The 20544-nt window shown below is 55.7% G+C and carries 19 protein-coding genes and 1 other annotated feature; of the genes, 14 read left to right on the top strand and 5 right to left on the bottom strand.

What is annotated here, in order from left to right; all coding sequences use genetic code 11:
• Positions 1–14 precede the first annotated feature (14 nt).
• Positions 15–662: a 2,3-diphosphoglycerate-dependent phosphoglycerate mutase GpmB gene (gpmB, locus tag ACE38U_RS05920; protein ID WP_038475745.1), complete on the top strand. Its 648-nt coding sequence runs from the start codon at positions 15–17 to the stop codon at positions 660–662.
• On the opposite strand, the gene robA is transcribed toward gpmB, so the two are convergent.
• Positions 659–1528: an MDR efflux pump AcrAB transcriptional activator RobA gene (gene robA, locus ACE38U_RS05915; RefSeq protein WP_176982207.1), complete on the bottom strand. Its 870-nt coding sequence runs from the start codon at positions 1526–1528 to the stop codon at positions 659–661. The genes gpmB and robA overlap by 4 nt on opposite strands.
• Before the next feature lie 211 nt (positions 1529–1739).
• On the opposite strand from robA, the gene creA reads away from it, so the two are divergent.
• Both creA and ACE38U_RS05905 read left to right on the top strand, forming a co-directional pair.
• Entirely contained in the window at positions 1740–2213 is a 474-nt protein-coding gene (gene creA, locus ACE38U_RS05910) for a protein CreA (RefSeq protein WP_038475740.1), read from the top strand.
• Positions 2214–2356: 143 nt separating this feature from the next.
• Entirely contained in the window at positions 2357–3259 is a 903-nt protein-coding gene (locus ACE38U_RS05905; RefSeq protein ID WP_038475737.1) for a LysR substrate-binding domain-containing protein, read from the top strand.
• Positions 3260–3388: 129 nt separating this feature from the next.
• Here the strand turns inward: ACE38U_RS05905 and ACE38U_RS05900 are convergent, their stop codons facing one another.
• The gene (locus ACE38U_RS05900; protein ID WP_038475734.1) at positions 3389–3688 is read right to left on the bottom strand and encodes a CBU_0592 family membrane protein; all 300 of its coding nucleotides are present in this window, start codon (positions 3686–3688) and stop codon (positions 3389–3391) included.
• A 192-nt stretch (positions 3689–3880) separates the two neighbouring features.
• Here ACE38U_RS05900 and ACE38U_RS05895 point away from each other — a divergent pair, with 192 nt between their 5' ends.
• Genes ACE38U_RS05895 through ACE38U_RS05875 form a run of 5 tightly spaced genes read left to right on the top strand, consistent with a single transcriptional unit; the run spans position 3881 to position 10888 of the window.
• The gene (locus ACE38U_RS05895) at positions 3881–5470 is read left to right on the top strand and encodes an ABC transporter substrate-binding protein (protein ID WP_375529338.1); all 1590 of its coding nucleotides are present in this window, start codon (positions 3881–3883) and stop codon (positions 5468–5470) included.
• Entirely contained in the window at positions 5470–6417 is a 948-nt protein-coding gene (locus ACE38U_RS05890; RefSeq protein WP_038475728.1) for an ABC transporter permease, read from the top strand. Before ACE38U_RS05895 ends, ACE38U_RS05890 begins: the two co-directional genes overlap by 1 nt.
• Positions 6418–6420: 3 nt before the next feature.
• Entirely contained in the window at positions 6421–7251 is an 831-nt protein-coding gene (locus ACE38U_RS05885; protein WP_038475725.1) for an ABC transporter permease, read from the top strand.
• Positions 7248–8870, top strand: a complete 1623-nt coding sequence (locus tag ACE38U_RS05880) for an ABC transporter ATP-binding protein (RefSeq protein ID WP_176982205.1) — start codon at positions 7248–7250, stop codon at positions 8868–8870. The genes ACE38U_RS05885 and ACE38U_RS05880 overlap by 4 nt, the downstream gene beginning before the upstream one ends.
• Positions 8867–10888: a CocE/NonD family hydrolase gene (locus ACE38U_RS05875; protein WP_375529337.1), complete on the top strand. Its 2022-nt coding sequence runs from the start codon at positions 8867–8869 to the stop codon at positions 10886–10888. The genes ACE38U_RS05880 and ACE38U_RS05875 overlap by 4 nt, the downstream gene beginning before the upstream one ends.
• A 56-nt stretch (positions 10889–10944) precedes the next feature.
• Here the strand turns inward: ACE38U_RS05875 and arcA are convergent, their stop codons facing one another.
• A complete protein-coding gene (gene arcA, locus ACE38U_RS05870) occupies positions 10945–11661 on the bottom strand; it encodes a two-component system response regulator ArcA (RefSeq protein ID WP_008461663.1) in 717 nt (238 codons plus the stop codon).
• Between the two features lie 96 nt (positions 11662–11757).
• Here arcA and yjjY point away from each other — a divergent pair, with 96 nt between their 5' ends.
• The 6 genes from yjjY to thrC all read left to right on the top strand — a co-directional run bounded on the left by yjjY (position 11758) and on the right by thrC (position 18019).
• Positions 11758–11898, top strand: coding sequence for a YjjY family protein (gene yjjY / locus ACE38U_RS05865; RefSeq protein WP_144244039.1), 141 nt, complete (start codon positions 11758–11760; stop codon positions 11896–11898).
• A gap of 403 nt (positions 11899–12301) precedes the next feature.
• Positions 12302–12988 (top strand): tRNA/rRNA methyltransferase, encoded by a 687-nt coding sequence (locus ACE38U_RS05860; protein WP_375529336.1) that lies wholly within the window; start codon positions 12302–12304, stop codon positions 12986–12988.
• A 197-nt stretch (positions 12989–13185) separates the two neighbouring features.
• Positions 13186–13254, top strand: coding sequence for a thr operon leader peptide (gene thrL / locus ACE38U_RS05855; RefSeq protein WP_071530522.1), 69 nt, complete (start codon positions 13186–13188; stop codon positions 13252–13254).
• Positions 13193–13310, top strand: a sequence feature (Thr leader region). (Overlaps the previous gene by 62 nt.)
• Before the next feature lie 25 nt (positions 13311–13335).
• Positions 13336–15798 (top strand): bifunctional aspartate kinase/homoserine dehydrogenase I, encoded by a 2463-nt coding sequence (gene thrA, locus ACE38U_RS05850; protein WP_038475716.1) that lies wholly within the window; start codon positions 13336–13338, stop codon positions 15796–15798.
• A gap of 1 nt (position 15799) precedes the next feature.
• Positions 15800–16729, top strand: a complete 930-nt coding sequence (gene thrB / locus ACE38U_RS05845) for a homoserine kinase (protein WP_375529335.1) — start codon at positions 15800–15802, stop codon at positions 16727–16729.
• Positions 16730–16732: 3 nt separating this feature from the next.
• On the top strand, positions 16733–18019 hold the full coding sequence (gene thrC, locus ACE38U_RS05840; RefSeq protein ID WP_375529334.1) for a threonine synthase: 1287 nt from the start codon (positions 16733–16735) through the stop codon (positions 18017–18019).
• 158 nt (positions 18020–18177) lie between these two features.
• On the opposite strand, the gene yaaA is transcribed toward thrC, so the two are convergent.
• Together yaaA and ACE38U_RS05830 are read right to left on the bottom strand one after the other, a co-directional pair.
• Positions 18178–18951: a peroxide stress protein YaaA gene (yaaA, locus tag ACE38U_RS05835; protein ID WP_176982202.1), complete on the bottom strand. Its 774-nt coding sequence runs from the start codon at positions 18949–18951 to the stop codon at positions 18178–18180.
• 72 nt (positions 18952–19023) lie between these two features.
• Complete coding sequence (locus tag ACE38U_RS05830; RefSeq protein ID WP_375529333.1) at positions 19024–20463, bottom strand: alanine/glycine:cation symporter family protein; 1440 nt, start codon at positions 20461–20463, stop codon at positions 19024–19026.
• Positions 20464–20544: the final 81 nt, after the last annotated feature.

Raw genomic sequence — 20544 nt, 5'->3', positions numbered from 1 at the left:
AACGGAAAAAACGCATGTTACAGGTATACCTTGTTCGTCATGGCGAAACGCAGTGGAATGCGGAGCGCCGCATTCAGGGGCAGTCAGACAGCGCGCTGACTGATAACGGAGAACGCCAGGCCTGGCAAGTGGCCGAGCGGGCCAGGGCCCTTGGCATCACCCACATCATCAGCAGCGATTTAGGTCGTACTCGCCGCACCGCAGAGATCATCGCCGAAGCCTGCGGCTGCGAGATTATCTTCGATGCCCGCCTGCGCGAGCTAAACATGGGCGTGCTTGAACGTCGTAAAATGGACTCGCTGACCGAAGAGGAAGAGAGCTGGCGCCGTCGCCTGGTGGACGGCACGCCTGACGGGCGTATCCCTGAAGGCGAAAGCATGCTGGAGCTGAGCAACCGTATGCACGAAGCGCTGAATGCCTGCCGGGAACTGCCGGCCGGAAGCCGCCCACTGCTGGTGAGTCACGGCATGGCGCTGGGTGGGCTGGTTAGCACGATTCTGGGGTTGCCTGCGTGGGCTGAACGTCGCCTGCGTCTGCGCAACTGCTCAATATCTCGCGTGGATTATCAGCACAGCCCGTGGCTGGCTTCTGGATGGGTCGTTGAGACAGCAGGAGACATCTCGCATCTTGATGCCCCTGCTCTGGATGAAATACAGCGTTAACGGCGTACCGGGATCAGGTATTCACAGCGGATATGCATCGGCACATCCTGATCCCGCGTTTCATCCTGAGGATAGAAACGTTCGATGTCCTGGCCCTTACGGCGAGTCAGGTTTAGCGACGGCATGCAGGTGCCGTACACCGTCAGGATAAAGTCCTGCAGCCCGGTGCCCAGCCCTTCGTAGTTAAACTGCACATAATCACCGCCTTCCAGCATTACCGGATGAGAATCCGGCAGAAAGCCATTGGCCAGCTCCGGGGTGAGCGCCGTGGTGTAGAAGACTTCCTGCTCGTCGTCTTTTTCCGAGCTTGGACGAGGTTCATGCAGGCCGTACAGCACTCGCGGAATCGTCGGTGAGTTGCCCAGGAACTGTGTCCAGAACTGGATGCGCATCTCATTACGGAAGTCGGAGATTTGTTCCAGCGTGCAGCTGTAGCTTTGCGTTACCCCAACCAGATGCGTTTCCGGCAGAGTAATGAAATGGGCTTGCGGCAGCGTAAATTCACCGAGACGCAGCGGCGGGCGCATACCAAAAGCGCTCCAGTCAGGAGAACGTCGATAAAGCGCGGGCGTTTGGGCGAACTGTTTTTTAAACGCGCGAGTAAATGTTTGCTGCGAGTCAAAGCGGTACTGAAGCGCAATGTCCAGAATAGGGCGCGCAGTCAGGCGCAGGGCAACGGCAGATTTGGAGAGTCGGCGGGCGCGAATATAGGCACCAATAGCGTGCCCGGTAACCTCTTTAAACATCCGTTGTAAATGCCACTTGGAATAACCTGCCTTTGCCGCCACATTATCAAGGGCGAGAGGCTGATCGAGGTGGCCCTCCAGCCAGCTAAGAAGATCGCGAATGATCCCAGCCTGATCCATAAAATATCCTCATCCATACAAGCGAATGCCTGTTTACTAAGGTAGCGGATGATAGCATTTTTGTACTTTATGCATTCACCGTTTTTTTTTAACAAGTTGTGCCAAATTTGCCGATTGTGGAGGCAGGTTTTGCTAATAATGTGATATTCAACGATTTTTCATCCAATTGTTGAATAGTCCCGCAGGGTGATCTTTGAAAAATGGTAACAATATGAAATATAAAGCTTTAGCACTTTGCAGTGCGATTCTGGCCGCCAGCTTTGGGGCGAGCGCAGAGCAGATTGGTTCGGTCGATACGGTGTTTAAGGTCTTTGGCCCCGATCACAAGATCGTTGTGGAAGCTTTTGACGATCCCGATGTGAAGAACGTGACCTGCTATATCAGCCGCGCTAAAACCGGCGGTATCAAAGGCGGCCTTGGCTTAGCCGAAGATACTTCTGATGCGGCAATCTCCTGCCAGCAGGTTGGGCCGGTTGAGCTGAGCGACAAAATTAAAGCCGGCAAAGCGGAGGGCGACGTGGTGTTCCAGAAACGGACCTCGTTGGTGTTTAAAAAGCTGCAGGTTGTTCGTTTCTATGACGCCAAACGTAACGCTCTGGCCTACCTTGCCTACTCTGACCGGGTGGTAGAAGGCTCGCCGAAGAACGCTATCAGCGCGGTGCCGATTATTCCGTGGGGTAAATAATCCGCTGCACCCACGCACAACCTATGTGCACCCGCGATACCTTCATGAGAAGCCTGATGTATTTCTGATGCATCGGGCTTGTCAGCCCCTGCCTTCCTTATTAGTGTGTTGAGACCGTTCCGTTGCCTTTTAAGGCTTCATTGATGCAGATTGAGCCGCTACCGCCCCTCAATACCCTTATCGCCTTCGAATGCGTTGCCCGCTACGGCAATATTTCTCGTGCTGCGGAAGAGTTAAACCTGACGCAAAGCGCGACCAGCCGCCAGATCCTGCAGCTGGAGGAAATGCTGGGCTGTAAGCTTTTTACCCGAACTCAGCGGCGCGTATTGCTCACGCCGAGGGGTGAAGCGTATGCCACTCACGTGCGGCAACAGCTGGCGGCATTGTCACATGCTACGGCGGAAGTGATGGGCTGGACGGGGTTGCCGCAGGTGACCATCGCCTGCACCAGCGCCATGAGTTCGCTTTGGCTGTCGTCGCGCCTTTCGGCGCTGCATCGTGAGCTGCCGGATTTGCAGGTTCGCATGAAAATCACCGACAATTTCTCCGAACTGCGTTCATCGGAATTTGATCTGGCTATTTTTTACCTTCGGGATGTTCCGGTGGGGTTTCATGCCACGCCGATTTTCGACGAGGTCTGCTACCCGATGTGCTCGCCGGCGTTTCTGTCACGCATCGGGCCTGGCGCTCCCGCAGAAGCGCTGCTGCAGCACACGCTGCTGATTCAGGACGATCCGCAGCGAGAGTGGACCGGCTGGAGCGACTGGTTTGCTTCGCAGAGTGTCCTGAGCTTTGTCCCGCGTCAGACCTGGCGCGCCAATAACTATCCGTTTTTGGTTGAGACTGCGGTGCGAGGAGACGGGATATTACTCGGCTGGGAAGGGCTGGTGCAGGATTATCTTAATAGGGGAGAGCTTGTTGCGGCGCACCCTGGAAAGCTGGCGGCCGCCAGTAAATGTTTCCTGCTTATCCCTCAGGATCGCTATATGAAGCCGATTGTTCGCCATGTCATGAACTGGTTGCAGCGACAGCCTTCGGCGGAATAAGCAGAAAACAGACGTTAATCATATAAGATGATTATTTTATTATTGCCGCGATCAATAAATTATTTAACCTTTCTTTAAGCCATAACCTTTTCTTATATAAAGGCGAGAAAAAGAAACATTTAAAACATCTTAATCCTTTGGTTTATTTATGGTGTCCAGATCCAGAGGCGGTATTTTATTTTTTAACTCCCCCCGGCGGCGATAAGAAGTATGCATACCTACCAGCGTGAAGACCAACCACATCGACTGTGATATGACCGACGCCAAATTAAAGTCATGGCTCAGTGAATACAGCCCGCCCACGCACCCCGCGATGTTAAGACAAGCATAACCATTTGAATCTATTGATAGCCTTCGCATCTGAACCAGTGCGTAGGCCAGCAGGTAACAAAAGACGCCAATTAAGCCTACAAGGGTATGCAGTTCCACATTTTCTTTCCTGGTGTGACTCCGTGATCGGGAAATTATCTTTTTTGCTGCGGCTCTGCTGCGCGTTTTTTTCATAGTCTGATACGAAAAACTCATGCATCAGTGTTTAGCGGTTTTGATATAAATCATAAATAGATGTGCTATGGCATCTGGCCGGTGGTCAGACAAACAAATAATAACGGAGAAAAATAAATGAAAGACGATCGTTCAGACGTGAAAAAATACCTGCAAGGCGTGAACATGAGCCGCCGTTCATTTATCAACACGGCGGCGCTGATTGGGATGGGCAGTGCGTTATCGCTTTCGCCGTTGGCGGGTTTTGCCGGCGAGGCCACGCCTAAAAAAGGCGGCGTGCTCAAGCTGGGAATGTCGGGAGGCAATACCAGCGATTCTCTCGATCCTACGCTCTTTAGCGACTGGGTGCCGCTCAATCAGGCCTACATGCTGATGAACGGTCTGGTAGAAATTGATGAAACTAACCAGGCCACGCCGGAGCTGCTGGAAAGCTGGGAGGCGAAGCCGGGCGCGCAGGAATGGACGTTTAAAGTGCGCCAGGGCGTGACCTTCCACAACGGTAAAACCCTCACCGTCGAAGATATTCTCTACTCGATCAACCTGCACCGTGGCGACCAGTCGCGTAGCGCGATCAAAACTCAGCTGGCGGCCATCAAAGAGCTGAAAAAGAGCGGCGAGAACGAAATTACCTTAACCCTGGACAGCGGCAACGCCGATTTACCGTTCCTGTTGGCGGACTACCATCTGGTTGTGGTCCCGGACGGATTTACCGACTGGAAGCACCCGATTGGCACCGGCGGCTTCGTCTTTGACCAGTATCAGCCGGGCGTGCGCTCCTACTTCAAGCGCAACCCTAATTACTGGAAGCCAAACCGCGCGTTTGTGGATGCCGTTGAAGTGTTGGTTATCAACGATGCGACCGCGCGCACCAATGCCCTTATCTCGGGCCAGGTACACGCCATCAACCGCGTTGACTTTAAAACCGTCGATTTCCTGAAGCGCAGCCCGGCGTTAAACATTGTGCGCGCGGCCGGGGGGCAGCATTTCACCTTCCTGATGGACTGCCGGGTAGCCCCGTTTAACAACAACGATGTGCGTACGGCGATTAAATACGGTATCGATCGTGAAAAATTACTGGCTACCGTCCTTCGGGGTTACGGCACGCTCGGCAACGATCATCCGATCCCGAAAACCGATCGCTTCTTCAACAAGAGCCTGGAGCAGCGTGCCTACGATCCTGATAAGGCGAAGTTCTTCCTGAAAAAAGCGGGGCTTAGCGCGCTGCCGCTCGAGCTGTCCTCATCGGATGCGGCTTTTGCCGGGGCGCTGGACGCCGCCGCGCTGTTCCAGGGCGAAGCCGCCGCGGCGGGGATCCAGGTCAGCATCAAACGTCAGCCGGCGGACAGCTACTGGGATGACGTCTGGATGAAAGCACCGTTTAGCATGGGCTACTGGGGCGGGCGCCCAACCGCGGATCAGATGTTTTCCACCGCCTGGCAGTCAACGGCGAAATGGAACGACACCCACTGGAAAAACGACAAGTTCGACAGCCTGCTCATTCAGGCACGTTCGCTGCTGGACGAGCAAAAACGTGCGGAAATTTATGGCGAGCTGCAAAGCATTGCCCGTGATGAAGGTGGCGCAATGATCCCGCTGTTTGGTGACTACCTGGATGCCACCAGCAAGAAAGTCGGCGGCGTAAAACCTCACCCGCTGTTCAACTTCATGGGTGGCCGCCTGGCCGAACGCGTCTGGCTGGAGTCGTAATGAAAAAACAGATCCTTCATCGTTTATTGCTGGGCGTGCTGACGCTGTGGCTGGTTTCGGGGCTGATCTTCGTCGGTACCGAGTTACTGCCCGGCGACGTGGCGAGCGCCATCCTGGGCCAGAACGGCACGCCGGAAACCATCGCCGCGCTGCGCCTACAGCTGGGCCTCGATCAGCCTGCGGTTTACCGCTACCTGCACTGGCTGTCCGGTGTGCTGCACGGTGACCTGGGCACTTCGCTTGCCAATAACCAGCCTATCGGTGCCGAGCTGCTGCCTCGCCTGGCGAACACGCTGTTCCTTGCCGTTTATGCCGCGCTGATAGCGATTCCGTTAGCGGTGGTGCTGGGCATTGCCTCGGCGGTATGGCGTGGCTCCTGGTTCGACCGCCTGGCGAATACGCTGACGCTGATGAGCATTTCGGTGCCGGAGTTTTTCGTGGGCTACCTGCTGGTAATCTTCTTTGCCATTCGCCTGGCCTGGTTCCCGAGCCTGGCGCTGGTCGACCCTGATGCCAGCCTCCTTGAGCGGCTCTATGCCTGCACGTTGCCTATGCTGACGCTGGTGCTGGTGGTCCTGGCGCATATGCTGCGCATGACGCGTGCCTCAGTCGGCGCGGTGATGTCCAGCAGCTATATCGAAACGGCGCTGCTAAAAGGGCTTTCCCGCTGGCGGATCGTGCTCAGCCACGCGCTGCCGAACGCGCTGGCGCCGATCATCAACGTCATTGCTTTTAACCTGGCGTACCTGGTGGTGGGCGTCATCCTGGTCGAGGTGGTCTTCGTCTACCCGGGCATTGGGCAACTGATGGTGGATGCGGTAACGAAGCGTGACCTGCCGGTAGTACAGGCCTGCGGGCTGCTGTTTGGCGGGACCTATATCCTGCTGAATACGGCGGCGGACCTGCTGGCTATCTGGTGCAACCCACGCCTGCGACATGCGAGGTAGTCTATGAAAAATATTAAAATTCGCACGGTGCCGCTGTCGGCAATATTGGGCCTGGCCATCATTGCCATCAATTTGATTGCCGCGCTTTTTGCTCCCTGGCTGGCGCCACACAGCGAAACGGCGCAGGTGGGTGACATCTGGATGCTGCCGTCCAGTTCGATGCCGTTCGGCACTGATAGCCTCGGGCGGGACATGCTTTCGCGCATTCTGTTCGGTGCCAGAACTACCATTGCCATCGCGCTGGCGATCACCGCTATCTCGTTTGTGGTGGGCATTATTACCGGGTTTACCGCCGCTATTTACGGGCGCTGGGTGGACGTCGTGCTCACCCGCATCGTTGATACGCTGATGTCGATTCCGGTCCTGATTTTGGCGCTGATCGTGCTGTCCGTGCTGGGAACGTCTATTCCCGTCCTGGTCGGGACTATTGCGCTATTAGATGCGACCCGTGTTTTCCGCCTTGCCAGGCTTGTCGCACAGGGGATTGTTTGTCTCGAGTACGTGGAGGCGGCACGCCTGCGTGGAGAAGGGCTGTGGTGGATTGTGCGCAAAGAGTTTCTGCCTAACGCCATGCCGCCGCTGCTGGCAGAGTTTGGTATGCGCTTTTGTTTTACCTTCCTGTTTATTGCCGGGCTGAGCTTCCTTGGGCTGGGTATTCAGCCGCCGTGGGCGGACTGGGGCAGTATGGTGCGCGACAACGCTCAGGCCATCAATTTTGGTCAGTTTGCTCCGCTTTACCCTGCCGCGGCCATTGCCCTGCTGACGATTGGCGTCAACCTGGTGGTCGACTGGCTGCTGGTGCGTAATAACCTTTCGCTGGGAGAAGAGGGATGACACAACCGATCTTACAGATGCGCGATTTACGCATTGAGACCGAGCAGGGGCTGCCGCTGGTGAAAGGTATCTCTCTAAGCCTGATGCCCGGTGAAGTGCTGGGACTCATTGGTGAGTCCGGCGCAGGTAAATCGACCATTGGCCTGGCCGCTTTGGGCTACGCCAGGCCGGGTTGCCGTATTGCGGGCGGTGAAGTGCTGGTTGCCGGGCAAAACATTGTGGCGCTTTCCAGCAAAGAGAAACGGGAGTTTCGCGGTAAACGCGTGGCCTATGTTGCGCAGAGCGCCGCCGCGGCGTTTAACCCGGCGCTAACCATCGGCAAGCAGGTTTGCGAGGGGCCACTTCGGCACGGTTTGATGAATCAGGAGGAGGCGCAGGCCTGGGCCGTGACGCTGTTTAAAGCGCTGGATCTCCCCGAACCTGAAACGATCGGCCAGCGTTATCCGCATCAGCTCTCTGGCGGCCAGCTCCAGCGCGCGATGGCGGCGATGGCGATGTCCTGCAGGCCGGATATTCTGGTGCTGGATGAACCTACCACCGCGCTGGACGTCACCACCCAAATCGAGGTGCTGGTGATGCTGCGTAAGCTGGTCAGAGAATTTAATACCGCCGCGCTGTACATCACCCACGATCTGGCGGTCGTGGCCCAAATTGCCGACCGCATCATGGTCCTGCGGCAGGGAAGCGAAGTGGAAAGCGGCAGCACCGCCGATATTCTGCAAAATCCTGCCGAAAGCTACACCCAGCGGCTGGTGTCGGAACGTGCTCATGCCCTGACGCCGGTTCACGCCGGAAGTAAACCTGAAGGGCGGCTCCTTGCGCTGGAAAATCTCTCAACCGGGTACAACGGTAAGGCCGTCGTGCACAACGTCTCTCTGAGTATTGCCAAAGGAGAAACGATGGCCATTATCGGCGAGTCCGGCAGCGGGAAGAGTACGCTGGCTCGCGCCCTGTGCGGCCTGCTGAGCGACACGAAGGGAACGGTCACCTTCGCCGACAAGACGCTGGCCAACCGCTACCAGCAGCGTGATAAAGAGACGCTGCGGCGTATTCAAATGATCTATCAGCTGCCCGACGTGGCGCTCAACCCAAGACAGACCGTGCTTGAGGCTATTGGTCGCCCGGTGGCTTTTTATTTTGGCCTCGATAAACAGCAGGTTCGTGCGCGGGTGCTTGAGTTGCTGAAGCTGACCGAACTCCCTGATTACCTCCTTGACCGCTACCCAGGTTCGCTTTCCGGTGGCCAAAAGCAGCGGGTATGTATTGCGAGAGCGCTGGCCGCAAAGCCAGATCTGATTATCTGCGATGAGGCAACCTCCGCGCTCGATCCGCTGGTGGCAGAAGAGGTTCTGAAGCTGCTGCGAAACCTGCAGGAACAGCTGGGGCTGTCTTACTTATTCATCACCCACGATCTGAGCACGGTAAAACGTATCGCCCAGCAGGTTGCCGTGATGTATCAGGGCAACGTTGTGGCACAGGGGCCGACCGGGCAGGTATTCAGCGCCCCGATGCACAGCTATACCGAAAAACTGCTGACCTCGGTGCCGGAAATGCGCGCCTCCTGGCTGGACGAGGTGCTGGGTCAGCGTCAGTTAAACGCGATGGCAGGAGCCTCATGAAAACTCTGATAACGCAATTTCCCCACAGCGTGAGCGTGATGGAACACCTGTGGATCGTTCTGCAAGACGGGACTCGCCTGGCCGCGCGTATGTGGCTGCCCTTGTCGGCCTCGCAGCAGCCGGTGCCCGCTATCCTCGAGTACATCCCCTACCGCAAGCGCGACGGAACACGTACTCGTGATGAGCCGATGCATGGCTATTTCGCCGGCAATGGTTACGCGGTACTGCGTGTGGACATGCGCGGCAGCGGCGACTCTGACGGGTTGATGGCCGACGAGTATCTGCTGCAGGAGCAGGAGGATGCCCTGGAAGTGATCGACTGGATCAGCCGTCAGGCCTGGTGCAACGGCGCCGTGGGGATGATGGGCAAATCCTGGGGTGGGTTTAACTGCCTGCAGCTTGCCGCTCGTCGCCCTCCGGCCTTAAAAGCCATCATTACGGTTTGCTCGACGGACGATCGTTACAACGACGATATCCACTACAAAGGCGGCTGCCTGCTGAATGATAACCTGTGGTGGGGCGGGATTATGCTGGCCTATCAAAGCCGCCCGCAGGATCCGGAGCTGGTGGGGGAGGGCTGGTATCAGGCCTGGCTCAATCGTCTTGAAAACATGCCTTTCTTCCCGGCACTGTGGATGGAGCATCCGTTGAAGGATGATTACTGGAAACACGGCTCGGTCGGTGAGGACTGGCAGGCCATTACCTGCCCTGTAATGGCGGTGGGCGGCTGGGCGGATTCCTACAGCAATGCGGTCTTCCGCCTGATGGACAATCTCGACGTTCCTCGTAAGGCGATTCTCGGTCCGTGGGCGCATATTTATCCGCAGGACGGTTCACCTGCTCCGGCTATCGGCTTTCTGCAGGAGGCGGTGAGTTGGTGGGATCGCTGGCTGAAGCAGGTCGACAATGACGTGCTGGACGGCCCGCGCATTCAGGCGTGGCTCAACGACAGCCAGCGGCCCGATTCGCAGCGTCCGCAGGCCTTCGGGGAGTGGATTGCCATTGAGGATGATACGGATGCGGTGACCCTCCCTCAGCGCTGGCATTTGCAGCCAGGCCGGCTGATGACAACGCCGTTGGCAAATGCATACCGGCAGGAGATCCGTAGCGTACAGAACCACGGGCTGTTTGCCGGGGAGTGGATGGGGGCTGGCGTGCTGGGGGAAAGCCCGAGCGATCAGCGGATGGACGAAGGCCTTGCTGAAAGCTTTGACAGCGCGCCGCTGGACGAAAGCCTGGCGATCTACGGTTTTCCGCAGTTTGACGTTACGCTCGCCAGCGATAAACCAGCGGCCATGCTGTATGTCCGCTTGTCGGACGTTGCCCCAGACGGGGCGTCGACCCGCGTCAGTCACGGTTGGGTGAACCTGAGTCATTTGCAGGGGCAGGAGCAGAACGTCGCGCTGGTGCCCGGCGAAAAGGTCAACGTCACCGTGCAGCTGGACGGCATAGCCTGGCGCTTTGCCGCAGGGCATCGGCTGCGTGTTTCTCTGGCGACCACGTTCTGGCCGATGATCTGGCCGATGGCTGAAAACGCAACGCTTAGCGTTGACCTGGCGAGCGCCCGGCTGCAATTGCCGGTTTGCCGGGAAGTGAAGCCGATAGCCGGGCCTAATCCTCAGCCGGAAACTGCGGCAAATACGCCTCTTACGATCCTGTCCCCTGGGCGAGTCGAACGCGAGCTGCGCTATGACGCGGTGAGCGATAGCTGGCAGAGCATTACCGAGGGCGTGGGCGGCGTGTTTGGCGAGGGCGTGTACCGTTTTGACGATATCAATACGACCGTCGATCATAGCCTTCGGCGTCAGCTGACCGTGCAGAATGCTGACCCGCTCTCGGCGCATTATCTGCTGACTCAGAACATGAAAATTGGGCGAGAAGGCTGGTGGACGGATACGGATATTGTGCTGGAGATGCGCAGCGACCTGACGCATTTTATCGTTAGCGGAAAAATGACGGTTAAACACAACGAAGAGACGGTCTTTACCCGCGACTGGGATGAACGCATTGCTCGCTGAATGACGGGCATAAAAAAGGGCTGACGCTGGTCAGCCCTTTTCGTAATCTTTCTTGCTTATTCCTGCAGATCGCCGCAGAAACGGTAACCTTCGCCGTGGATCGTGGCGATGATTTCCGGCGTATCCGGCGTGGATTCGAAGTGTTTACGAATACGGCGGATAGTCACATCGACGGTGCGGTCATGCGGCTTCAGCTCGCGACCGGTCATTTTCTTCAGCAATTCAGCACGAGACTGAATTTTGCCTGGGTTTTCACAGAAGTGCAGCATCGCGCGAAATTCACTACGCGGCAGCTTGTACTGTTCACCGTTCGGGCTAACCAGTGAGCGGCTGTTGATGTCCAGCTCCCAGCCGTTGAATTTGTAGCTCTCAACGGAGCGACGCTCTTCGCTGATAGCGCCTAAGTTCATCGTACGGGACAGCAAGTTGCGTGCACGAATGGTCAATTCACGCGGGTTGAATGGCTTGGTGATGTAGTCATCTGCGCCAATTTCAAGACCCAGGATCTTGTCCACTTCGTTATCACGGCCCGTCAGGAACATCAGCGCCACATTGGCTTGCTCGCGCAGTTCACGCGCCAGCAGCAGGCCGTTTTTACCCGGCAGGTTGATGTCCATAATGACGAGGTTGATGTCATTATCGGCAAGGATTTGATGCATCTCTGCGCCATCGGTCGCTTCAAAAACATCATAGCCTTCCGCTTCAAAAATGCTTTTTAGCGTGTTGCGTGTTACTAATTCGTCTTCGACGATAAGAATGTGCGGGGTCTGCATGTTTGCTACCTAAAATTGCCAACTAAATCGAAACAGGAAGTACAAAAGTCCCTGACCTGCCTGTTACATGCCATAAATTAACATGCCGGGCTTAACGTGACTAAAGTACGTAATTGCGTTCTTGATGCACTTTCCATCAACGTCAACAACATCATTAGCTTGGTCGTGGGTACGTTCCCTTTTGACCCGACGGTGTCAAAAACGGCTATTATCCTAACCATTTTAACAGCAACATAACAGGCTAGTGCTGCTTAGACACCTGATAAAACTACGCTTCGTTGACATATATCAATTTCAATTGTAGCACGTTAACAGTTTCATTAAATCATCGTAGCTCAATGCTAGCTTTTGTCACAACTATTTAATAATCAAGATCGTAAAGCGTTAAAAAAACCAGGCCGAATCTGGCCTGTGGCTTCCACCGGCTCGTAAAGAAATAAACCATGCTAAACAAATGGATATAAGATGTATTTACAACGTTCTTATGCCATATAATCATGTAAAAGCATAAGCTTAAGTTATACGCTGCGCGAGTGGCTACAGTTATAATATATGTTGCAACAAAGTAAATTTGCGATGCGTATTATCAAAATTTGTGCATCACTTCGCACGTTTTTACGAATTTTAGAAGAGAGTTCCAATGCGTTTGCCAATTATCCTGGTTTCACCAGCCAGAGCTGAGAACGTCGGGGCTGCCGCCCGGGCCATGAAAACGATGGGTTTTACGGAACTGCGCATCGTCGCCAGTGATGCACATCTCCAGCCTGCCGCGCGTTGGGTTGCCCACGGGGCGGGCGATATCCTTGACGGCGTGCGCCACTACGACACCCTTGCCGAAGCCCTGAGCGACGTTGATTTTTCGATAGCGACGACGGCCCGAAGCCGGGCGAAATTCCACTACTACGCCACGCCGGAGCAGCTGGTGCCGCTGCTGGAAGAGAAGCGTCAATGGGTAGGGGGTGCGGCGCTGGTGTTTGGCCGGGAGGATTCCGGGCTGACTAACGAAGAGCTGGAGCTGGCGGATGTTTTAACCGGCGTACCGATGGTTGCGGATTATCCTTCGCTCAACCTGGGTCAGGCCGTGATGGTTTATTGCTACCAGCTTTCCGCCCTGATGCAGCTCCCGCCGGTGGAAAATCCAGAGGGTGATGGTCAACAATTGAACGCTTTGCGCTTACGGATTGCCGCGTTGTTAAACCGGCTTGAGGTTGCCGGTGACCAAAAAATGGTCGACTGGGTACAGCAGCGCCTGGGGCTGCTCGAGCAGAGAGACACCGCAATGCTGCACCGTTTGCTCCATGACATCGAAAAAAAATTACCAGAATAAAATTTCTTTAAATTTAATTTATTTGAAGTTTATATCTAATTTAATGCCGGTTTTTCGTGTTTTTACCACCATTTTTGGCGGATTTACCAGCGTGACCGAACAAGTCGATTTTTTGTGACAGAACTAAAAAAAATTGACTTGATAAGGGGATTGCTTTAACCAATAGAGCTAATACAAATTTAGAGCACACAACATCCATGTTCCGCTTCAGCCTGATTACCACAATTATCACAACCACCATTACCACAGGTAACGGTGCGGGCTGACGCATACAGGTAAAAATGAAAAAAGCCCGCACCTAAACAGTGCGGGCTTTTTTTTCGGGAAAAAATCAAGGGGTCACAACAATGCGAGTGTTGAAATTCGGCGGTACTTCGGTGGCAAATGCGGAACGTTTTCTCCGCGTTGCCGATATCCTGGAAAGTAATGCCAAACAGGGGCAGGTGGCGACCGTGCTGTCTGCTCCGGCAAAAATTACTAACCACCTTGTGGCGATGATAGAGAAAACTATCGGTGGCCAGGATGCAGTGCCGAATATCAGCGACGCCGAGCGTATTTTCTCCGAACTGCTGACTGGCCTGGCAGAGGCGCAGCCGGGCTTCCCGCTGGCCGAGCTAAAGGCCGTGGTGAATCAAGAGTTTGCCCAGCTTAAGCACGTTCTGCACGGCATCAGCCTGCTGGGACAGTGCCCGGACAGCATCAACGCGGCGATCATTTGCCGGGGTGAGAAGCTGTCGATCGCGATTATGTCTGGCGTGCTGCAGGCCCGCGGCTACCAGGTTACGGTTATCGATCCCGTCGAGAAGCTGCTGGCCGTGGGCCACTATCTGGACTCGAGCGTGGATATTGCAGAATCTACCCGCCGTATCGCAGCCAGCCGCATTCCTGAAGATCACATGATCCTGATGGCTGGCTTTACCGCCGGTAACGAGAAAGGTGAGCTGGTGGTGCTGGGCCGTAACGGCTCCGACTATTCTGCCGCCGTGCTGGCCGCCTGTCTGCGAGCCGACTGTTGTGAGATCTGGACTGACGTCGACGGCGTTTATACCTGCGACCCGCGCCAGGTCCCGGACGCCAGGTTGCTGAAGTCGATGTCTTATCAGGAAGCGATGGAGCTTTCCTACTTCGGCGCTAAAGTTCTTCACCCTCGCACGATCACCCCGATTGCACAGTTCCAGATCCCTTGCCTGATTAAAAATACCGGAAACCCTCAGGCGCCAGGCACCCTTATTGGCGATAAAAGCGACGATGAAGGACTGCCGGTTAAGGGCATTACCAATCTGAATAATATGGCAATGTTCAGCGTGTCCGGCCCGGGCATGAAGGGCATGGTCGGCATGGCCGCGCGCGTGTTTGCCGCGATGTCCCGTGCTGGCATCTCCGTGGTGCTGATTACCCAGTCTTCTTCTGAATACAGCATCAGCTTCTGCGTGCCGCAGGCTGACTGTGGCCGTGCCCGCAAGGCGATGGAAGATGAATTCTATCTCGAGCTGAAAGAAGAGCTGCTGGAGCCGCTGGCGGTGACCGAGCGTCTGGCGGTTATCTCCGTCGTGGGTGACGGCATGAAGACGCTGCGCGGTATCTCCGCCAAGTTCTTTGCCGCGCTGGCTCGGGCAAATATCAATATTATCGCTATCGCCCAGGGTTCCTCCGAGCGTTCGATCTCCGTTGTGGTGAACAACGACGATGCCGTGACCGGCGTGCGTGTCACCCACCAGATGCTGTTTAACACCGACCAGGTTATCGAGCTGTTCCTTGTTGGCGTTGGCGGCGTGGGCGCGGCTTTGCTCGAACAGGTTAAGCGTCAGCAGGCGTGGCTGAAGGCGAAGCACATCGACCTGCGCGTCTGCGGCGTGGCGAACTCTAAAGCGCTGCTGACCAACGTTCACGGCCTCGATCTTGAAAACTGGCAGCAGGCGCTGGAGCAGGCGAAAGAGCCGTTCAATCTTGGCCGCCTGATTCGCCTGGTGAAAGAGTACCATCTGCTGAACCCGGTCATTGTGGACTGTACCTCCAGCCAGGCCGTGGCGGATCAGTACGCCGACTTCCTGAGCGAAGGTTTCCACGTGGTGACGCCAAACAAAAAGGCCAACACCTCGAGCATGAATTACTATCACCAGATGCGTAATGCCGCCGAGAAATCGCGCCGTAAATTCCTCTACGACACCAACGTTGGCGCGGGTTTACCGGTGATTGAAAACCTGCAAAATCTGCTGAATGCGGGTGATGAACTGCAGCGTTTTTCCGGCATTCTTTCCGGATCGCTCTCTTACATCTTCGGCAAGCTGGACGAGGGGATGAGCTTCTCGCTTGCCACCAGCACCGCCCGTGAGATGGGGTATACCGAACCGGATCCGCGTGACGATCTTTCCGGCATGGACGTTGCTCGTAAGCTGTTGATTCTGGCCCGTGAGACCGGAAGCGATCTGGAACTTTCGGATATCGAGATCGAATCTGTGCTTCCGGAAAATTTTGATGCGAGCGGAGACGTCGAGTCTTTTATGGCACGCCTTCCTCAGTTGGATGATGAGTTTGCGGCTCGTGTGAGGAAGGCGCGTGACGATGGGAAAGTGCTACGTTACGTCGGCATTATTGAAGAAGACGGCAGCTGTAAAGTGAAAATAGATGCCGTAGACGGCAACGATCCGCTGTATAAGGTGAAAAATGGCGAAAACGCCCTGGCCTTCTACAGCCACTATTATCAACCGTTGCCGATGGTTCTACGTGGCTATGGCGCGGGTAATGATGTTACCGCAGCCGGTGTTTTCGCGGATCTGCTTCGTACCCTGTCATGGAAGTTAGGAGTTTAAGATGGTTAAAGTATATGCCCCGGCTTCCAGCGCCAATATGAGCGTCGGATTCGACGTGCTGGGCGCGGCGGTGTCGCCCATTGATGGTTCACATCTCGGTGATTATGTCACGGTGGAGGCGGCGGACAGCTTCAGCCTCACCAACCTTGGGCGCTTCGCCAGCAAACTGCCGGATGAGCCGCGTGAGAACATTGTTTATCAGTGCTGGGAGCGTTTTTGCCAGGAGATAGGTAAAACGATCCCCGTGGCGATGACGCTTGAGAAAAACATGCCTATTGGTTCTGGCCTGGGTTCCAGCGCCTGCTCTGTGGTTGCTGGCCTGATGGCGATGAATGAATTCTGCGGCAAGCCTCTTAGCGACACGCGTCTGCTGGGGCTGATGGGCGAGCTGGAAGGGCGTATTTCCGGCAGCATTCATTACGACAACGTAGCGCCTTGTTTCCTCGGCGGGATGCAGTTGATGATCGAAGAAAGCGGCATCATCAGCCAGCAGGTGCCAGGCTTTGATGAGTGGCTGTGGGTGCTGGCTTACCCTGGCATTAAGGTTTCGACCGCAGAAGCACGTGCGATTTTACCTGCCCAGTATCGCCGCCAGGACTGCATCAGTCACGGTCGCCATTTGGCCGGTTTTATTCATGCCTGCCACACCCGCCAGCCTGCGCTTGCCGCAAAATTGATGCGGGATGTCATCGCCGAGCCTTACCGCGCCAAACTGCTGCCTAAGTTTGATGAGTCCCGTAAGGCCGTCGCGGATATTGGCGCGCTGGCGAGCGGGATTTCGGGTTCCGGCCCGACCTTATTTGCACTGTGCGATAACACCGACACCGCACAGCGCGTGGCTGACTGGCTCAGCCAACATTATTTGCAGAACCAGGAAGGTTTTGTACATATTTGCCGTCTGGATACGGCTGGCGCACGAGTTTTGGGATAAAGCATGAAACTGTACAACCTTAAAGATCACAACGAGCAGGTCTCTTTTGCACAGGCCGTTACCCAGGGGCTGGGCAAGCAGCAGGGTCTGTTCTTCCCGCACGACCTGCCGGAGTTTGAGCTGACTGAAATCGACGCCATGCTGGATATGGACTTTGTCAGCCGCAGTAGCAAAATTTTGTCTGCGTTTATCGGCGATGAGATCCCGCAGGAGATTCTGGCAGAGCGCGTGCGAGCGGCTTTCGCCTTCCCTGCACCGGTCAATATGGTCGAACCGGACGTAGGCTGCCTGGAGCTGTTCCACGGCCCGACGCTGGCGTTTAAAGACTTTGGCGGGCGCTTTATGGCCCAGATGCTGACCCACATCAGCGGCGACAAACCGGTGACCATTCTGACCGCTACATCAGGCGACACCGGCGCGGCCGTGGCTCATGCGTTTTATGGCATTGAGAACGTACGCGTAGTCATTCTTTACCCACGGGGGAAAATCAGCCCGCTGCAGGAAAAACTGTTCTGTACCCTCGGCGGCAATATCGAAACCGTGGCGATTGACGGTGATTTCGATGCCTGTCAGGCGCTGGTAAAACAGGCGTTTGACGATGAAGAGCTGAAAGTGGCGCTCGGGTTAAACTCGGCGAACTCCATCAATATCAGCCGCCTGCTGGCGCAGATTTGCTACTACTTTGAAGCCGTGGCTCAGCTGCCGCAGGAAGCCCGTAACCAGCTGGTGGTTTCCGTGCCGAGCGGCAACTTCGGTGACCTGACTGCGGGCCTGCTGGCGAAATCACTCGGCCTGCCGATTAAGCGTTTTATCGCCGCCACGAATGCCAACGACACCGTTCCACGCTTCCTCGCAGAAGGCCAGTGGGCGCCTAAAACGACTGTTGCAACGCTTTCCAACGCGATGGACGTAAGCCAGCCTAACAACTGGCCGCGCGTGGAAGAATTGTTCCGCCGCAAAATCTGGCGCCTGACCGATCTGGGCTATGCCGCAGTCACCGATGAAACCACCAAAGAGACGATGCGTGAGCTGAAGGCTATTGGTTATGTTTCTGAACCGCATGCGGCCATTGCTTACCGTGCCCTGCGCGACCAGCTGCAGCCTGGCGAGTTTGGCCTGTTCCTGGGGACTGCGCATCCGGCGAAGTTTAAAGAGAGCGTGGAAGAGATTCTGGGTGAAGCGCTGCCGCTGCCGCAGGAGCTGGCATCCCGCGCCGACCTGCCGCTGCTGTCCCACAATCTTCCGGCTGATTTCGCCGAACTGCGTAAGTTCATGATGGTTAATGCTTAATCCTGAAGCCCCATTTGGTTGGTAAAATGGGGGCTTTTTCTCTGCTGGCAGCGCCATGCACAATTCGATGGCCCGCCGCGCTATCATCATGATGACCGTTGGGATAGATGACCGGCGCTAGTGCAAATTAAAACGCCAGCTTAGCGCTGGCGTTTTTTTTACTGCTCGTGGCGCTTAAATACCAGTTCGTTTTTCTGTGAGGCGTCTGCATCAAAGAAGTAGCCGTCGGTATTAAACGCTTTTAGCTGTTCGGGCTTCGTCAGGCGATTCTCAATGATGTAGCGGCTCATCATCCCACGCGCTTTTTTCGCATAGAAGCTGATGACTTTAAACTTGCCGTTTTTCTCATCCAGGAAGACGGGCTTGATGATTTCCGCATTCAGCTTCTTCGGCTTAACCGCCTTAAAGTATTCATCAGACGCCAGGTTTACCACGATGTTGCCGCCCTGTGTCGCCAGCACCTGGTTGAGCTTCTCGGTTATCGTGTCGCCCCAGAAGTGGTAGAGATCTTTGCCTTTCGGGTTTTCCAGGCGAATGCCCATTTCCAGGCGGTAGGGCTGCATCAGATCCAGCGGGCGCAGTACGCCGTACAGCCCGGAAAGCATACGCAGGTGCTGCTGGGCGAAATCAAAGTCCGCTTCGCTGAATTCTTCAGCCTGCAGGCCGGTATAAACATCGCCTTTAAACGCCAGAATAGCAGGGCGCGCGTTTTGTGGAGTGAACGCCGGCTGCCACTCGTGGAAGCGCGTTTCGTTCAGTGAAGCCAGCTTGTCGCTGATGCTCATCAGCGAGGCAATTTGCGGCGCGCTAAGCTTGCGGGCAACGCTGATTAACTGCCGGGAGTATTCCAGCATTTCCGGCTGTGTATAGCGGTCCGTAGGCAGCTCGCTTTGGTAATCCAGCGTCTTGGCAGGTGAGATAAGAATTAGCATGTCCACTCCTTGCATGGTTTGGCCGTTACTTTAGCAAATTTCCCGGACGTAGCGGCCTATGGCTGCAATCAGCTAAGTTTTTTTTTCCACGTCTCTGTCCCAAACGCCGGGCGCAAGCTGGTTCTTAATGTCCGGGAAACGGTTTGGGTTGAATATTGGGGAGATCCCGAGCTTTTGCTGGCGCAAATAATCCGCCGCTATCGCTTTCACCACCGGGGAAAGCAGCAGAATCGCCGTGATATTGGTTATCGCCATAATAGCCATCGCCACGTCTGCCAACTGCCAGACCAGCGGCAGGGCTGCCTGCGTACCGAACATCACCATCGTTAGCACCATAAAGCGCAGTAAAAATTTCAGCACGCGGCTGTCCTGGTTCAGGAACAGCAGGTTGTTCTCTGCGTAGGTGTAGTTCGCCATGATGGAAGTGAAGGCAAAGAGGAAGACAACGATCACGATAAAACCGCTGCCCCAGCCGCCCACGGCTGAGCTAAGCGCCTGTTGAACCAGAATAATGCCGCTACGTGAGGTTTCAATGCCGTCTATCATGCCGGACATCAGCACGATGGCGGCGGTCGCGGTGCAGATGATTAGCGTGTCGATTAACACTCCAAACATTTGTACCACGCCCTGAGTCGCCGGGTGCGGAGGCCATGCAGCCGCCGCCGCTGCCGCGTTGGGGGTGGAGCCCATACCCGCCTCGTTGGAAAACATCCCGCGCTGAAAACCGTTGGTGATGGCCTGGCTGACGGTATAACCCAACGCACCTGATGCGGCTTCATGCCAGCCAAAAGCGTGGCTGAAAATCAGCCTGATAACCTCCGGGAAGCGTTCAATGTGCAGGACAACAACATACAGGCTCATGCACACCCACAGTAACGCCATCAGCGGCACCAGCCATTGCGAGAGTCGCGCGATGGTTCTCATGCCTCGCCAGATAACCAGCGCGGTCATGGCAACCAGGAAAACGCCCACCCAGATTTTCGGCACGTCAAACGCATAGTGGGTGGCGATAGCGATGGAATTAGCCTGGACGGCGTTAAAGACCATACCGAAGGCTACGATCAAAAAGACGGAAAACAGCACGCCCATCCAGCGCATGCCCAGCCCGCGCTCCATGTACCACGCCGGGCCGCCGCGATAATTGCCCTCTTTGTCCCGGCTCTTATAAAGCTGGGCAAGTGAGCATTCGGCAAAAGCGGTGGCCATGCTGAGTACCGCCGCAACCCACATCCAGAATACTGAACCTGGCCCGCCTGCGGAGATAGCCAGCGCGATGCCCGCAAGGTTCCCGCTGCCTACGCGGGCGGCAAGGCTGGTGCAGAGCGCCTGGAATGAGGATATTCCGGAAGGATCCGGTGAGTCGCTGTTACGGAGGAAAATGCGTAAACGGGTAAAATAGCGGAACTGGACGAAGCCGCTGCGGAACGTGAACCAGATGCCCGCGCCAATCAGCAGCCAGAGCAATACAGAGCCCCAGAGTACTTCGTTGATAAAAAATAAGAAATCTGTCATTAACGTCCCTCTTGTTAATGCGTGATGGCGGCGAGGTTGACGGGCCCGTGCCATGCAATCCATTACGTTACAGATAAATTG

Source organism: Cedecea selenatireducens, from assembly GCF_042138895.1.
GTDB lineage: Bacteria > Pseudomonadota > Gammaproteobacteria > Enterobacterales > Enterobacteriaceae > Cedecea > Cedecea selenatireducens.
The sequence above is the reverse complement of the archived record's forward strand: the minus strand, read 5'-3'. Positions and strand labels throughout refer to the sequence as shown.

Bases quoted from the DNA above. Each gene is read 5' to 3' on its own strand.
- gpmB (WP_038475745.1), top strand. From the start codon at position 15: ATGTTACAGGTATACCTTGTTCGTCATGGCGAAACGCAGTGGAATGCG.
- robA (WP_176982207.1), bottom strand. From the start codon at position 1,528: ATGGATCAGGCTGGGATCATTCGCGATCTTCTTAGCTGGCTGGAGGGC.
- creA (WP_038475740.1), top strand. From the start codon at position 1,740: ATGAAATATAAAGCTTTAGCACTTTGCAGTGCGATTCTGGCCGCCAGC.
- ACE38U_RS05905 (WP_038475737.1), top strand. From the start codon at position 2,357: ATGCAGATTGAGCCGCTACCGCCCCTCAATACCCTTATCGCCTTCGAA.
- ACE38U_RS05895 (WP_375529338.1), top strand. From the start codon at position 3,881: ATGAAAGACGATCGTTCAGACGTGAAAAAATACCTGCAAGGCGTGAAC.
- ACE38U_RS05890 (WP_038475728.1), top strand. From the start codon at position 5,470: ATGAAAAAACAGATCCTTCATCGTTTATTGCTGGGCGTGCTGACGCTG.
- ACE38U_RS05885 (WP_038475725.1), top strand. From the start codon at position 6,421: ATGAAAAATATTAAAATTCGCACGGTGCCGCTGTCGGCAATATTGGGC.
- ACE38U_RS05880 (WP_176982205.1), top strand. From the start codon at position 7,248: ATGACACAACCGATCTTACAGATGCGCGATTTACGCATTGAGACCGAG.
- ACE38U_RS05875 (WP_375529337.1), top strand. From the start codon at position 8,867: ATGAAAACTCTGATAACGCAATTTCCCCACAGCGTGAGCGTGATGGAA.
- arcA (WP_008461663.1), bottom strand. From the start codon at position 11,661: ATGCAGACCCCGCACATTCTTATCGTCGAAGACGAATTAGTAACACGC.
- ACE38U_RS05860 (WP_375529336.1), top strand. From the start codon at position 12,302: ATGCGTTTGCCAATTATCCTGGTTTCACCAGCCAGAGCTGAGAACGTC.
- thrA (WP_038475716.1), top strand. From the start codon at position 13,336: ATGCGAGTGTTGAAATTCGGCGGTACTTCGGTGGCAAATGCGGAACGT.
- thrB (WP_375529335.1), top strand. From the start codon at position 15,800: ATGGTTAAAGTATATGCCCCGGCTTCCAGCGCCAATATGAGCGTCGGA.
- thrC (WP_375529334.1), top strand. From the start codon at position 16,733: ATGAAACTGTACAACCTTAAAGATCACAACGAGCAGGTCTCTTTTGCA.
- yaaA (WP_176982202.1), bottom strand. From the start codon at position 18,951: ATGCTAATTCTTATCTCACCTGCCAAGACGCTGGATTACCAAAGCGAG.
- ACE38U_RS05830 (WP_375529333.1), bottom strand. From the start codon at position 20,463: ATGACAGATTTCTTATTTTTTATCAACGAAGTACTCTGGGGCTCTGTA.